Origin of the sequence: Paraburkholderia ultramafica (assembly GCF_902859915.1) — a bacterium.
Taxonomy (GTDB): domain Bacteria; phylum Pseudomonadota; class Gammaproteobacteria; order Burkholderiales; family Burkholderiaceae; genus Paraburkholderia; species Paraburkholderia ultramafica.
The window spans coordinates 62,649-76,634 of sequence record NZ_CADIKK010000014.1; the positions used below are offsets into that span (position 1 = coordinate 62,649).

At 62.3% G+C, this 13,986-nt stretch carries 11 protein-coding genes and 1 pseudogene; 8 read left to right on the plus strand and 4 right to left on the minus strand.

Features of this window, described 5'->3' with window-relative positions:
* Window positions 1–64 precede the first annotated feature (64 nt).
* On the plus strand, window positions 65–1,426 hold the full coding sequence (locus tag HV744_RS16350; protein WP_175150523.1) for an MFS transporter: 1,362 nt from the start codon (window positions 65–67) through the stop codon (window positions 1,424–1,426).
* Between the two features lie 413 nt (window positions 1,427–1,839).
* Here HV744_RS16350 and HV744_RS16355 read toward each other — a convergent pair.
* Both HV744_RS16355 and HV744_RS16360 read right to left on the minus strand, forming a co-directional pair.
* Window positions 1,840–2,025, minus strand: a pseudogene (locus tag HV744_RS16355) (IS66 family transposase); the annotation flags it as partial.
* Window positions 2,026–2,088: 63 nt separating this feature from the next.
* Window positions 2,089–2,247: an IS66 family insertion sequence element accessory protein TnpB gene (locus HV744_RS16360; protein ID WP_175150524.1), complete on the minus strand. Its 159-nt coding sequence runs from the start codon at window positions 2,245–2,247 to the stop codon at window positions 2,089–2,091.
* Window positions 2,248–2,882: 635 nt separating this feature from the next.
* On the opposite strand from HV744_RS16360, the gene HV744_RS16365 reads away from it, so the two are divergent.
* Both HV744_RS16365 and HV744_RS16370 read left to right on the plus strand, forming a co-directional pair.
* The gene (locus tag HV744_RS16365) at window positions 2,883–3,065 is read left to right on the plus strand and encodes a hypothetical protein (RefSeq protein ID WP_175150525.1); all 183 of its coding nucleotides are present in this window, start codon (window positions 2,883–2,885) and stop codon (window positions 3,063–3,065) included.
* 333 nt (window positions 3,066–3,398) lie between these two features.
* Window positions 3,399–3,776, plus strand: a complete 378-nt coding sequence (locus tag HV744_RS16370) for a hypothetical protein (protein WP_246279061.1) — start codon at window positions 3,399–3,401, stop codon at window positions 3,774–3,776.
* A 310-nt stretch (window positions 3,777–4,086) separates the two neighbouring features.
* Here the strand turns inward: HV744_RS16370 and HV744_RS16375 are convergent, their stop codons facing one another.
* Window positions 4,087–4,482, minus strand: coding sequence for a hypothetical protein (locus HV744_RS16375; RefSeq protein ID WP_175150526.1), 396 nt, complete (start codon window positions 4,480–4,482; stop codon window positions 4,087–4,089).
* A gap of 391 nt (window positions 4,483–4,873) precedes the next feature.
* Here HV744_RS16375 and HV744_RS16380 point away from each other — a divergent pair, with 391 nt between their 5' ends.
* Complete coding sequence (locus HV744_RS16380) at window positions 4,874–5,929, plus strand: AI-2E family transporter (RefSeq protein ID WP_175150527.1); 1,056 nt, start codon at window positions 4,874–4,876, stop codon at window positions 5,927–5,929.
* 37 nt (window positions 5,930–5,966) lie between these two features.
* Window positions 5,967–6,791, plus strand: coding sequence for a TetR/AcrR family transcriptional regulator (locus tag HV744_RS16385; protein ID WP_175150528.1), 825 nt, complete (start codon window positions 5,967–5,969; stop codon window positions 6,789–6,791).
* Between the two features lie 97 nt (window positions 6,792–6,888).
* On the opposite strand, the gene HV744_RS16390 is transcribed toward HV744_RS16385, so the two are convergent.
* The gene (locus HV744_RS16390; RefSeq protein ID WP_175150529.1) at window positions 6,889–7,629 is read right to left on the minus strand and encodes a TetR/AcrR family transcriptional regulator; all 741 of its coding nucleotides are present in this window, start codon (window positions 7,627–7,629) and stop codon (window positions 6,889–6,891) included.
* 413 nt (window positions 7,630–8,042) lie between these two features.
* Here HV744_RS16390 and HV744_RS16395 point away from each other — a divergent pair, with 413 nt between their 5' ends.
* From HV744_RS16395 to HV744_RS16405, 3 genes are read left to right on the plus strand one after another with little or no spacing between them, the layout of a single operon-like run.
* Entirely contained in the window at window positions 8,043–9,221 is a 1,179-nt protein-coding gene (locus HV744_RS16395; protein ID WP_246279067.1) for an efflux RND transporter periplasmic adaptor subunit, read from the plus strand.
* Window positions 9,218–12,391, plus strand: coding sequence for an efflux RND transporter permease subunit (locus HV744_RS16400; protein ID WP_175150530.1), 3,174 nt, complete (start codon window positions 9,218–9,220; stop codon window positions 12,389–12,391). Before HV744_RS16395 ends, HV744_RS16400 begins: the two co-directional genes overlap by 4 nt.
* Window positions 12,392–12,393: 2 nt before the next feature.
* The gene (locus HV744_RS16405) at window positions 12,394–13,857 is read left to right on the plus strand and encodes an efflux transporter outer membrane subunit (RefSeq protein WP_175150531.1); all 1,464 of its coding nucleotides are present in this window, start codon (window positions 12,394–12,396) and stop codon (window positions 13,855–13,857) included.
* Window positions 13,858–13,986: the final 129 nt, after the last annotated feature.

Sequence of the window (13,986 nt, forward strand, 5' to 3'; positions counted from 1 at the left end):
CGCCGCGCGGCGCACGCCGTGCCCCGCGGCATCCCTATCGCATCAGAAAATAGAGACTGGAGACATGGATATCATCGCCAAACCCAACGACGCCCCTCTCGACCGTACCGTGGTGGAAACCCGCGCTTATTCGAAAGCCACCTGGCGGCTCTTGCCGTTCCTGTTCCTGTGCTACGTCGCGGCGTACCTCGACCGCGTGAACGTCGGCTTCGCCAAGCTGCAGATGCTCAGCGACCTGGCCTTTAGCGAGACGGTGTACGGCCTCGGCGCGGGCATCTTCTTCATCGGCTATTTCCTTTTCGAGGTTCCGAGCAACATCATCATGCATCGTGTGGGCGCACGGATCTGGATCGCGCGGATAATGATCACCTGGGCAGTCATCTCGGCGACGTCGCTTTTCGTGAAAACGCCGACGTCGTTCTACGTCATGCGATTCCTGCTCGGCGTGGCGGAGGCGGGCTTTTTCCCGGGCATCGTGCTCTATCTGACCTACTGGTTTCCTGCCGGGCGGCGCGGGCGCATGAACGCGCTCTTCATGATGGGCATTCCCATTGCCGGCGTGGTGGGCGGCCCCTTGTCCGGCTGGATCATGGCCGTGTTCCAGGGCGTGGGCGGCTGGTCGAACTGGCAATGGCTCTTTCTGCTCGAGGCGATTCCTTCGGCGGTGCTGGGCGTCGTTACGCTGCGCTATCTGCCGAATGGCATCCGCTCGGCGAACTGGCTGACGGACGAAGAAAAGCGCGCGCTGGAGGCCAACATCGAGCGGGACGACGCGGGCAAGACTCACGGTTCGCTCGCCGGAATATTCCGCGACGCCCGTATCTGGACGATGGCAGCCATCTACTTTTGCTGCATGATGGGTCTCTATGGAATCAGCTTCTACCTGCCGACGCTCGTCAAGGCGACCGGCGTGCGCACCGCGCTCGACGTGGGCATGCTGACCGCCATTCCGTATGCGTGCGCTGTCGTGAGCATGTTCCTCGTGGCCCGCAGCGCGGACCGCTCAGGCGAGCGGCGCTGGCACTTCGCTGTGCCCGCCATGCTCGCCGGCGCGGGCCTGTTCGCCAGCACGCAGCTGACCGGCAATATTCCGCTCGCGATGTTCGCGCTGACCGTCGGCACGGCCGGCATGCTTGCCACAATGCCTGTGTTCTGGACTTATCCGAGCGCGATCCTCGCCGGTGGCTCGGCTGCCGCGGCCATCGGCATGATCAATTCGATCGGCAACCTCGCCGGTTTCGTCAGCGCATCGATCATCGGCTGGATGAAGGACGTGACGCACAGCACGAACGCCGGCATCTACTGCGTGGCTGGTGCGCTTGTCTTCGGCGCCGTGCTGGCTCTGCTTCAGGCCCGTCAGTCCGTGAACAGGCAGGCTGAGCGCGCGCCCCCAAGGGCGCCGCGTTCAGCGGGTGAACGTGCTTGACAAGCGTACTGCGGGCCGCCGACGGGTCATGCCGGCTGACCGCGTCGTACCTGACGATCAGGCCCAGCAGTTTGGCCTACTGGATCCGGCACGCCGGATTGCCCTCGAAGCATACAACCGTACGAGAGCCCCCATACTCAGGGAGGACTGCGGCAACCGTTCGGAGAATTGTGCTCCTTGGATCGTCCGCCGATCTTGATTCCATTGACGGCGCGATTCTAGACGCGGGCATTGTCGCAGCGCTTGAGCGGCTCTCTGCCGATTCAACCGCAGTCACCGTACGGTTTGTCACCTTCGCGTTCAGGAAGAGAATCTCGTGCTGGGCGAGGATCGCGCCATCGTGCTGTTTCGCGTCGTCCAGGAGGCGCTGACCAATGTCGCTCGTCACGCTGTGGCCAATCAGGTGACCATCACGAGATCTCGTGGGTCAGCTGGTCGATACGGGTCTGCCGGTAATGCAACTCCCGTTCCCTCTCGTCGACCTCCCGTGTCTTCTCCTGAATTTCGCGGTCCCTGTCCTCGACCTGGGCCATCAGCTGCGCGGCGAGCGCGCGCAACTGTTCCGGGCTGAGGGCGTTGAGGTCGGCGGGCAGGTCCATGCAGATGAGTCTGCCAGAACCCCTGGCACCGTGGAAGCGCAGCCGTTTACGTCCTTGCCGACCTCATACGATGCGGATCACCCCGTCCGCTCCGATGCACTGCCACGGCAGCCCCACCACCAGGCCGGCGAGTTGCTCCTGCGTGAGCGCGCGGTGCTTCGGTTCGCTACCGGCGTGAGGCCAGACGAACTGCCCCTGGTTCAGTCGTCGACTGCCAGCCACACCTCATCAATTCGGATCACGCGAGCCACTCACGCAGCCAGGCGAATCAACGCACTGGAAGTATCCCTGGGAACTCCCTTGTCAGTGCGTGACGGCGCGGTGCCTACCTTCGGGGTGGCCGAGTCAAAGACGATGGTGGGGCATTTTCAGATGGAGGCATTGGGCGGCGTGCTTCGCACTGGGCGCACTCAACTGGCTTGAGCGATCAGGGCACTGGGAGCGGTAGAAGCAGGGTTACGTCGTGCCGGTCGAGATATTCAACAAGTGACGTGGCAGTCTCGCAAATCGATACATCGCGCGGTGTCAGAATGTTCGGGCGCGGGGGCAAGCTGCCGTACCGAATAAGGTATTGACCAATTTGCAACTATTAATTGTGCGGGGCGATTGGCTACCCGGCGCGGGTATACTGCCCCACATGTTACGCAGCAGGCGCCGAGTTGCCACGCAGGCTGACGCAAGTTCAACAGTCGCGCGTGCGTCATGCTAGTACTGGTACCTTTTTCTGCGGGCGGATCGAGATGAGGGCGCTTTCGCGCTCGCCGATTGCCTGTATGACCAGTCTGTCGACCTTGCCGGGTGTCTGCCCACTCAGTCCGATAGTGGAGCGAAGGCCCTCTATCTGTATAGGAATACTAATGGAAAAGCATTTCACGCTTCAGTTCCGGAAACCGAAAAATGGAGTTGTTCACGAGATAGTGCAGCATGCGTTACGCGATGCTGCTACAGCCTCCACGGTTAACACTGCAATCGACGTTCTTGGCGACGCACTGCTCGAGCTTGAGCGTCTGGTCGCGCTCAGGAGCGAACGGGCACACTAAGTCTCACACGCACAGGTGAGCGAATGAACGTTTGCCCGCTTTGCGTCAGCAGTTGCTGTTGAGTTCCGACGTTCCCTGCTGGCGACTCCGTGCCGTTGGCAAGCGTGTTCACAAGTTTGCGCCCGTTCATTGAAGTTGATCTCTGAAGGCCGGCAGCATGCCTGGACGAGCCGTCAGTTACAACTGTGGAGGCTACATGCGTTGCCAGGTATCAGACTGGACCCAAGCGTGCTCATAGGGCACGCAAATATGTCGGTGCGGCCTGACGGGCTAGCAATAGCCCAGGGGTCAGTTGCGCCGTAAAACGGTCATTCTACAGTGAGGTATCGCAAAATGAAGAAGTTGTTCGCTGCACTGCTGGTTTCAGTCGTGTTCAATTCATATGCGGCCAGCGATGCGTTAATCAACGCGACCGTCGAGGGTGTCCCGGGTACGAATGTAAATGGGGGGCTCGTGGTGCTACGGTCGACCGACAAAAACTGTCGCTATTACGGCGACATCTGGGAGACGCCTCGTGAACCCCGCGGCCTCCGCGAACGAGTCATGGCCTTGGCAAGCAACGGAAAGGTGTACGACTGGATGACAGTTATCAGTTATTCGTCATGTCTGCGGCCTGACGGACGTTACGTTGTAGAACCTATTTCACTGGTTTCGCCCGGCGGAAAGCGGCTCCGCATCGGAGATAGCGTGGCGCTGCGATCGTCCATGTAGGGCGGTTCGGTGATTACGTCTATCGGTGCGACGCTTCGCATGCTCAAGAAACGCGCATCCTTGCAGATGCCGTCTGGACGCCCGCAAATCGGTAAGCACCATCGTCACTATTGACTAAACGTACATATGTGATAATATCATCATTGTTGTCGGCGCATGGACGAAGGAGGCGTCAGTTGGTTTGGCTCGCAAGCTTTGCTGTCCCGGCGATGGTGTCAAGCGGGGTAATCGCCGGTACGACCAGCGACCAGCGACCAGCGACCAGCGACCAGCGACCAGCCACCAGGCGTTGTGCTGGTACCTGCGCCGGTTATCGGCCCGCCTCCCCCCATCCTGCTTCAGCTGCCCAAGCCCGCCATTGACGGCCGACGCCCGGCAGACGACAAGCAGAAGCAGCGCCGCGGCCAGGCAAAGCGGGCAGCACCAGCGAGCGCTGCATCAGGTACTGTAAAGGTTTGAGAGATGAGTTGTCATTGCAAACGAAGTGATTCGCGGGATCGGTGGCAAAAATGAAGCGACGCCCGCACTTTTTGACCTGCCTGTGTCTTTTGTCCATCACGGCGGCGCTCAGCGGTTGCGTACAGGTGGTCGCGCCTGTACCCCGCGTCATCGTGATCATCGTTCCAACGATGCCGCCACCACCTGGGGCGGTGCTGCTTCCGGCGCCGGCATATCCGAGTGCTCCGCCCTTGTTGTTCGAAGTCACCGGACCATCCGATGGGCAATCGGAAGCAAAGACTGACAAGCCGGAGATCCGGGAGAAGAAGTCGCGGCCGCAAAGTGACGATATGCGGAGCCGCAACGCGCCTCACGTAGCAATGTCGATCTGAGGCAGCGCCACTGGCGAACGACGCGCCTGGGCATGAATCCGGCGACAGCTTATCCCGCCTCTTCTTCAAGGGGCGTTGAGAGGCGTGCGCTGGTCGCACGGACACCTCATCCGTCGCTGGCGACGAGGAGCATGTCAGTGACGCTCAAACAAACTGCGACCTGTCAATGCCGGCTTTCTCGACATTGGCCCAAGCCAGCCGGGAGCCGTCTCCCGGTATGGCAGGCTAAAACAAACGCATACGATCTCACGCCCGAAGGGTGCACCTATGAATGTATACCATCGCCAATCGTTGCTCTGGGGCGCCGTAGTTTTATCGGTCGGCGTCCTGCTATGGTACCTGCGCCCGGTTCTTACGCCATTTCTTCTTGGTGCAATCATCGCGTACGTTTTGCAGCCGGGCGTGGAGTGGCTGGTACGTCATCGCACGCCGCGTGGACTGGCGGCGCTCATCATGATTTCCTTGTTTACGTCACTCATCGCGCTGCTAGGTTTGCTGATATTTGCGGTGGTCCAAAAGGAAGGGCCCGAACTCACAAAGCAGATTCCTTTGATGATGGCGACGCTCGATGCAAAGCTGAAACCCTGGCTGGCATTCATGGGATTGAGCTACTCGCTCGATCTCGCCAGTATCCGCGATGCCCTGGCGGCCCATCTCAAGGCGGGTGAGCAGGGGGTTGCTCTCGCTATGTGGCAGTACCTGCGCACGAGCGGCAACGTGATGCTCAACATCGTGAGCAACGTGGTGTTGGTACCACTCGTGTTGTTCTACCTGCTTTACGATAGGCATGAGGCATTCGTGCGCATGGAAAGCTTCGTGCCACGGCGCTGGCTCGGCTGGACGCGGGAGTTCGTTCGGGAAACAGATCGCTTGATGTCGCAGTACCTGCGTGGGCAACTGCTCGTTATCGCAGTGCTCGCCGCGTTTTACCCAATTGCACTGATGATGGCCGGACTGGATATGGCGCTACCGGTCGGCATCCTCACGGCCCTGGCCGTATTTATTCCCTACATCGGGTTTGCGAGCGGGCTCGCGTTTGCGCTTCTCGCCGCGCTGCTGCAGTTCGGTAACTGGTATGGCTTCGGCGCGGTGATTCTTGTGTATGGCATCGGCCAGATCCTCGAAAGCTTCGTCCTTACGCCCAGACTTGTTGGCGAGCGCATCGGCCTGCATCCGCTCGCGGTGATCTTCGCGTTGCTGGCTTTTGGCCGGTTGTTCGGGTTCTTCGGCGTGCTGCTCGCGCTGCCGGCTAGCGCCATACTGGCTTCAGCACTGCGGGAACTGCGCCGCCGTTATCTGGCGAGCACGCTTTATAGAAACTGACTGTGCCCCGATGGCGGGGACTGATATTGGAGCCGTTATGACGCAAACGCGCGAACGCAACAGCACGACATGCGCCACGTCCGCGGCGCAGCCTTCCACCAGCCTGGCCGCGAAGCCGCAGCAGCGCGGACTCCGCCAAAAGCAGGAGACACGAACCCGTCTGCTTGAGGCGGCTCTCCGGCTGATGGCCAGGAACGGCATGGAAGGTGTTGCAATTAACGAAATCACAGAGGCTGCCGACGTAGGTTTCGGATCGTTCTATAACCACTTCGCATCGAAAGAAGCGATTTATGCCGCGCTCGTCGAGCGCATATTCGAAGAATATGCCGATATGCTCGATCTCATCGCCTGCGACTTGCCCGATCCGGCAGAAGTGATCGCTGTCGCCGTGCGTCATACGCTCAGGCGGGCAAGCCGTGAGCCGCTGTGGGGGCACTTTCTGATTCGCGAAGGATTTTCTGCGCGAGCGCTGAGTCATACCCTCGGGCGGCGCCTGCTGCGCGACACTCAGCGGGGCATCGCAGGCAAGCGCTTCTTCGTCGCCGATCCGTTCATCGGTTTTCTTTCGCTCAAGGGTACCTTGCTTGCAGCAATCGCGGCAGAGTTGCACCTGGCGCCGCCGGGTGGTGACGTACCGGAGGAGTTCGGCGTACGAGGAGAGCATTTCGCCGAGCGAATGGCAGCGGCCGTGCTGGAGATGCTTGGGCTTGAGCGCGCGGAGGCCAACAAGATCGCAAGGCGGCCTCTTCCCGAAATGGAGCGGCAAGGAAAAGACGGACGCCCGAAGTTGCCAACGGTGCCGAAAGACCCGGTTGTGACTCGTGAAAGCGCAGGCTGCGCGCGAGAGTGCGTACGTGCATGACCTCTCCCCGCAGAACGACAGCTGAGTGCGGTGTGCTGTTAAGCGCGCCTCCGCCTGCGTCCCGCATGGCGAACTGCTGACTTTCCTCAAACGGTCTTCAGTCGGGACCTGCGGGCAGTGGACGTCGGGCGATTCCCTCCGCCTCCACGCGTTTAATACCAAAGGCCTGCAATACAACGGCCGCGGTGCGCTCGGCAAACTTTTCCTCTCTGGAGCGAAGCACCTTTCGCGCACGAACAGTCCGCTTTGACGAGGCAGCAAAGTGCAACTCGGCCGCAATGCCCGCGAGGACGGTGCCAATCACCGAGACAAGGCACATGAGCTGGTCTCCGACCGCAAAGCGTCTTTCCGAAATCCCTTTCTCGCTATCTCTCAGCAGTCGCTGACCGAGACCCCTGCTCAGCGCGCGGGGTGACAACCCTTCGCGTATCAGAAGCTGCCCCCATACCGGTTCCCGGTAGGCCCGTAAAAGCGTGTGACGCACTGAGACGGCAATCACTTCCGCCGGATCGGACAGCCCGCTGGCGAGGCGATCGAGCGTATTCGCGAATTCCTCGAACAACCACTCGACGAGCGCGGTGAAGATCCCTTCCTTCGAATCGAAGTGGTTGTAAAACGAGCCGAAACCGACGTCGGCTGCCTCCGTGATCTCGTTGATGGTGACGCTGTCGATGCCCTTTTTCGCGACGAGTCCGAATGCAGCCTCCAGCAGACGGGCGCGCGTCTCGCGCTTGCGTCGGGCACCGCGCGGATAGCGTCCATGGGTAGTCTCGCGCGGCGCAATCGACGCTTTCGGGGCGCGTCGACGACCCGCAAGCGGTTTGGGGACGTTTGGCATGCTGGCTCCGTGGTTATTTTGTACGATCTGATTCTAGATTCAAACGTCATGGTTGACAAGTTTATCAGTCATGGGTCTAATGTCACCTGTGCGACGTGCACAAGGGAAGGACGAAGAACCGAACGGCGCCGACGAAGCGCGTGCAGAACCCGGTATGAAGGGCATTCCGTTGATCCCGGGGCAGACAGCAGCAGAACCGTGGGGCACGTATGCATGAAAGCAAGCGGATCGGAAGCCGATTTCGCACGTCCCTATCGGGGATGGCATGTCGTCGGTATGTAATGGATATAAGTAGGATTACTAACGTATTGAAGAGTGATTGTTTGTGCGTCCAGGCTGATGGAAAACCGTGCTTCATGGCACGCTGGTCCACAGCATCGGGCAATTTTTTTACCTGGATCATCACCTGCCTTGTGAACATCGTGAAACCTTCCGGTCCTGTCGCGCCGAAGCATGCGCGTTTCTTCTTACCTTCGTTCGTGCGATCCCCGCAGCGGGCGCACGTCGTGATCGCGGCTTGCGGCGCAATCCTGCTCTCGGCATGCCACTCGCGCGAAACCGTTGCGCCGGAGCCCAAGCCCGTCGTCGCTCGCGTCGTTCATCCCGACGGACGCGTGTCCAGTACCTCGTTGCCTGCTCAGGTACAGGCGCGGTATTCCACGCCTCTCTCGTTCCGGGTAGGAGGCAACGTCATCGAACGGCGGGTGCGCATCGGCGATACTGTCAAGGCGGGGCAGGCGGTTGCGTTGCTAGACCCCACCGATCTGCGCAATAACCTCGTTAACGCGCGAGCGCAGCTCGATGCCGCCGAGCATCGTTTCATCTACGCGAAGCAGCAGCTCGACCGCGACCAGGCGCAGGCGCGCGCCAACCTGATCGCACCCGCGCAACTCGAACAAACCCAGGATGCCTACGCCTCCGCGCTCGCACAGCGCGATTCCGCTCTTGCCCAGATGGCACTCGCCACGGATCATCTGCGCTACGCCACGCTTACGGCGGATCACGACGGGGTGATCACATCGGAAGATGCCGACACCGGGCAGAACGTTCAGGCCACGCAAGCCGTCTACCACCTCGACTGGACGGGCGACGTGGATATCGTCTGCGATGCGCCCGAGCGGACGCTGAACTCGCTGACAGTCGGCAGCAAGGCACGCGTGAGCCTGCCCGCGCTGCCCGGCAAGACCTTTGAGGCGCGCGTGCGCGAGGTATCGCCTGCCGCCGATCAGGAGAGCCGCACCTGGCGCGTCAAGCTGACGTTGGCCGCCCAGAGCCCCGACGTGCGCCTCGGCATGACGGCCAATGTCGCGTTCGATGCCGTCGGCGACGCGCCGGTCGGGCAGGCCTTCACGCTGCCGGTGACGGCGCTGTTTCACCAGGGTGAGAACCCCGCTGTCTGGGTGGTGCGCGCCGGCAGCGACACACTCGAACTGCGCCCTGTCACTATCCAGCGATATGACGAGCGCACCGTCTCGATCGGATCGGGCCTCCACGACGGCGACCGCGTCATGCTCCAGGGCGCACACGCCGTGAGTGCGGGCCAGCACGTGCAAGTGGTGCCCCCCCTGCATCCAGAGGATTTCCCGTCATGAACGCCCGCGACAGTGAATCCGCGCACAACAGCGCGCCCGTCCCGCGTTCCGACGCCGACACGCCAGGTGAAGGTGGCTTTAACCTGTCCGCATGGGCGCTGCGCCACCAGCAGCTGGTGATCTTTTTGATCGGGCTCGCAACGCTCTTCGGCGTGATCGGTTATACGCATCTTCCGCAATCGGAGGACCCGCCGTTCACATTCCGCACGATGGTGATCCAGACTTACTGGCCGGGCGCGACCGCCCGCGAAGTGCAGGAACAGATTACGGACAGGATCGGCCGCCAGCTGCAGGCGGCGCCCTATATCGACAACATCAAGAGCTATTCGCGGCCCGGTGAGTCGATGATCTTCTTCGCGATGAAGGACTCGGCGCCCGTCAAGGAAGTGCCCGAGACGTGGTATCAGGTGCGCAAGAAGGTGGGCGACATCAGGGCGACGTTGCCGAAGGGAACGGTCGGGCCGTTGTTCAACGACGAATTCGGTGACGTCTATACGAACATCTATGCCCTTGAAGGCGACGGTTTTTCGCCGGCGCAACTGCACGACTACGCTGACAGTTTGCGCACAGTCCTGCTGCGCGTACCCGGTGTTGCAAAGGTCGATTACTTTGGCGACCCGGACCAGCACATCTTCGTCGAGATATCGAACACTCAGTTGACGCGGCTCTCGATCACGCCCCAGCAGCTCGCCCAGGCCATCGACGCACAGAACACCGTCGCACCCGTCGGCACCATTACGACCGCGGACGACCGCGTATTCGTGCGACCGAGCGGCGCGTTCAAGGACATGCAGGCGCTCGCGGACATGCTGATCACCGTGAACAAGCGCACGTTCCGGCTTGGCGACATCGCGAAGATCACACGTGGCTACGATGATCCGCCCGTCACGCAGATGCGCGTCGGGGGCCAGGCGGTGCTCGGCATCGGCGTGACGATGCAAAAGGGCGGTGACGTGATCGACCTCGGCAAGGCGCTCGACGCGAAAGCCGCCGAACTGCAGGCAACCCTGCCAGCCGGTCTCAAGCTGGCTCCGGTGTCGAGCATGCCGCACGCGGTCAAGCGCTCGGTGGACGAGTTCGTGAGGTCGGTCGGCGAAGCGGTCGCGATCGTTCTGGTCGTGAGTCTTGTTTCGCTTGGCCTGCGCACGGGCATGGTCGTCGTGATCACAATCCCGATCGTGCTGGCCGTGACGGCACTGTGCATGCACATCTTCGGTATCGGGCTGGACAAGGTCTCGCTCGGCACGCTCGTGCTCGCGCTCGGGCTGCTCGTCGATGATGCGATCATCGCCGTCGAAATGATGGCGGTGAAACTCGAGCAGGGGTGGAGTCGCATGCGCGCGGCGGCTTTTGCCTATACAAGTACGGCATTCCCGATGCTGACGGGTACGCTCGTCACGGTATGCGGCTTCCTGCCGATCGCGCTTGCCAAGTCGAGCACGGGCGAATACACACGCTCGATCTTCGAAGTGTCGGCCATTTCGCTGATCGTTTCGTGGTTCGCGGCCGTCGTGCTGGTCCCGTTGCTGGGCTTTCACATGCTGCCTGAGCGCAAGGGCCAGGCGGGCGGCGGACACCATCACGAGGACGACGTCTATAACACCGGCTTCTACCGGCGCCTGTCGGGCTGGGTCACGTGGTGTATCGACCGCCGCTGGGTTGTGCTCGGCACCACCGCCGTAATCTTTGTGATCGCGATGGCGGCCTTTACGCGCGTGCCACAGCAGTTCTTCCCGAACTCTGAACGGCCAGAGCTACTCGTCGACCTGCGGCTGCCGGAAGGCGCGTCGTTCGAGGCGACGCTACGTGAAGCCAGGCGCCTCGAGAAGGTGCTCGACGGCAAACCCGAGATTGAGCACTTTGTTGACTTTGTCGGCACGGGCGCGCCGCGCTTCTACCTGCCGCTCGACCAGCAGCTTCAGCAGCCCAACTTCGCGCAGTTCGTGATCACGGCCAAAAGCATTGAAGACCGCGAGGAGCTGATGCACTGGCTCGATGCGAAACTCGAGAAGGATTTTTCCGGCGCGCGCACCCGCGTAGCGCGGCCCGAAAATGGCCCGCCCGTGGGTTTCCCGGTCAAGTTCCGGGTGAGCGGCGACGACATCGCGACCGTGCGTTCGATCGCGGAAACGGTCGCCGGGAAGGTCCGCGCCGACTCGCGCTCGCGCAACGTGCAGTTCGACTGGGACGAGCCGGCGGAACGGTCGATCTCGTTCGAGATCGACCAGAACCGGGCGCGCCAGCTTGGCGTTACGTCGGAGGACGTGTCCAGCTTCCTCGCGATGACACTATCGGGCTACACGGTTACGCAGTACCGCGAGCGCGACAAGCTCATCAACGTCGATCTGCGCGCGCCGAAGAGCGAGCGGATCAATCCCGCGCAGCTTACGAGCCTCGCGATACCCACGCCCAACGGCTCGGTGCCGCTTGGTTCGCTCGGACATGTCAAGAACACGCTCGAGTACGGCGTGATCTGGCAGCGCGACCGGCAACCGACCATCACGGTGCAGGCCGACGTCCGCGGTGACGCGCAGGCCATCGACGTGACTCGCGACATCGAGCATGCGCTCGCGGGGCTACGCGCCAAGCTGCCGGTTGGCTACCGCATCGAGGTGGGCGGCGCGGTCGAAGAAAGCGTAAAAGGGCAGACGTCGATCAACGCGGAGATGCCGCTGATGATCATCGCCGTGCTGACGCTGCTGATGATCCAGCTCAGGAATTTCGCGCGCACGTTCATCGTCGTGCTGACGGCGCCGCTCGGACTGATTGGCGTCGTGGCCGCGCTGCTCCTGTTCGGTAAGCCCTTCGGTTTTGTCGCGTTACTTGGCGTGATTGCCATGTTCGGCATCATCATGCGCAACTCCGTGATCCTGGTCGACCAGATTGACCAGGACATTGCGGCCGGGCATGGGCGCTTCGACGCGATTGTCGGTGCAACGGCGAGACGTTTCAGGCCGATCATGCTGACGGCCGCCGCCGCCGTGCTCGCCCTCATACCGCTGCTGCGCTCGGGCTTCTTTGGCCCGATGGCGACCGCGCTGATGGGCGGCATCACGATCGCCACGGTCCTGACGGTGTTCTTCCTGCCCGCCCTGTACGCGACATGCTTCAGGGTCCGGCGCGATGAGAGCGGACTGCAACAGGTCGTCGCCGAGCATACGGAGATTTGAGCATGAGCCTCGCATATAAGACATCCGTTCTTGCCGTGGCTGCGGCACTGGCAATGACGGCCTGCTCGTTCGGCCCCAGCGGCGAGCCGCCGGCGATGCCTTCGCCCGAGCATTACGGCGCACAGGCGCAGCCCTCGAAGACTGTTTCGGCGGCCGGTGTTGCGCAGCAGTTCGATATCGGCGCCACGTCGGTGCCGCAATGGTGGCGGCTTTACCGGTCCGACGCGCTGGATGCGCTCGTCGAGGAAGGCTTGCGCAACAGCCCGACGCTTGCGGCCACGCAGCGAACGCTTGCGGCCGCGCAAGAGGAACTGCGCGCGCAGGTTGGCGCATCCACGCTGCCCTCGGTCGACGGCGTCGCTCAGGTCGAACGCGCGCGCTCACCCGTCGTGCCCGGGCTCGGCCCAGAGCAGGTGCAATACAACTTTTTCGCCGGGCAGTTTGTGGCGCACTACACGTTCGACCTCTTCGGCCAGACGCGTTACGCGAACTCGGCGAGCGCCGCTCGCGTGAACGTGCAGGCGTATGAGCTGGAAGCGGCCCGGCGCGCACTCGCCGCAAACATCGTCGGCACGGCGATCAATGTGGCGGCACTCGATCGCCAGATCGCGCTCACCGAGCGGCTCGTCGCCGTGGCCAACGAGGCTGCAAACGAGGACCAGCAGCGGTACGCGCTCGGGTCAGTCTCGCGCGCGCAGGCGGCCGCGTCGACGCAGGACGCTGCTTCGGTGGCGGCTACGCTGCCGGCTTTACGTCAGCAGCGCGCCCGCGCCATCCACGCGCTGGCGGTGCTGATGGGCCGCACACCCGATAACGTGCCGACCGTTCCTGACTTCGACAGCCTGTCGTTGCCCGAGCATGTCCCCGTCGCGGTCCCGTCGGACCTCCTGCGTTCGCGCCCCGACATTGAGGCAGCCGACGCCGCCTTGAAGGCCGCTGCCGCTGATGTTGGGGCTGCAACCGCGCAGCTCTATCCGAGTTTGTCACTGACGGCCTCGATGGGCCGCGGCGGCTTTAGCTGGCCGACGGTCCTCTCGGGAGCGGGTGCGCTGTGGGCTATCGGTGCGGGCCTGTCGCAGCCGATCTTCCATGGCGGTGCTCTGTTCGCGCAACGCCGGGCCTCGATCGATGCTTACGATGCGGCGGTTCTGCATTACAAGTCGACGGTGCTGTCGGCGTTCCAGGACGTCGCGGACTCGTTGGCCGCATTGGATAACGACGCGCAGACAGTCGCATCGACGGAAGCAGGGGCACAGGCAGCGCGCGCGGCATTCGATGATACGGCGTCGCGCCGCCAGCTGGGCTCCCTGCCTTCAACCGCGCAGCATGCCAGCGAGCAGCGATTTCTCAATGCGCAGGTCGGTGCCGTGCGCGCAACGAGCCAACGCATGAGTGATACGGCTGCGCTGTTCCAGGCGATGGGTGAAATGCCGGGCGGTCAGCCGCGGGCAACGTCAACACAATGATTGCGGGCCGATGGGGCGGGGGAGAGCGAGCCGGCGAATCCGGGCGCTCTCCCTCGAGAGTCGTGGCTCGTGCCACGTAGGTATTTGATATCCATATGACAAACGTGCCCGGCGAACAGGAACGTGGAA

Bases quoted from the DNA above. Each gene is read 5' to 3' on its own strand.
- HV744_RS16350 (WP_175150523.1), top strand. From the start codon at position 65: ATGGATATCATCGCCAAACCCAACGACGCCCCTCTCGACCGTACCGTG.
- HV744_RS16365 (WP_175150525.1), top strand. From the start codon at position 2,883: ATGGAAAAGCATTTCACGCTTCAGTTCCGGAAACCGAAAAATGGAGTT.
- HV744_RS16370 (WP_246279061.1), top strand. From the start codon at position 3,399: ATGAAGAAGTTGTTCGCTGCACTGCTGGTTTCAGTCGTGTTCAATTCA.
- HV744_RS16380 (WP_175150527.1), top strand. From the start codon at position 4,874: ATGAATGTATACCATCGCCAATCGTTGCTCTGGGGCGCCGTAGTTTTA.
- HV744_RS16385 (WP_175150528.1), top strand. From the start codon at position 5,967: ATGACGCAAACGCGCGAACGCAACAGCACGACATGCGCCACGTCCGCG.
- HV744_RS16390 (WP_175150529.1), bottom strand. From the start codon at position 7,629: ATGCCAAACGTCCCCAAACCGCTTGCGGGTCGTCGACGCGCCCCGAAA.
- HV744_RS16400 (WP_175150530.1), top strand. From the start codon at position 9,218: ATGAACGCCCGCGACAGTGAATCCGCGCACAACAGCGCGCCCGTCCCG.
- HV744_RS16405 (WP_175150531.1), top strand. From the start codon at position 12,394: ATGAGCCTCGCATATAAGACATCCGTTCTTGCCGTGGCTGCGGCACTG.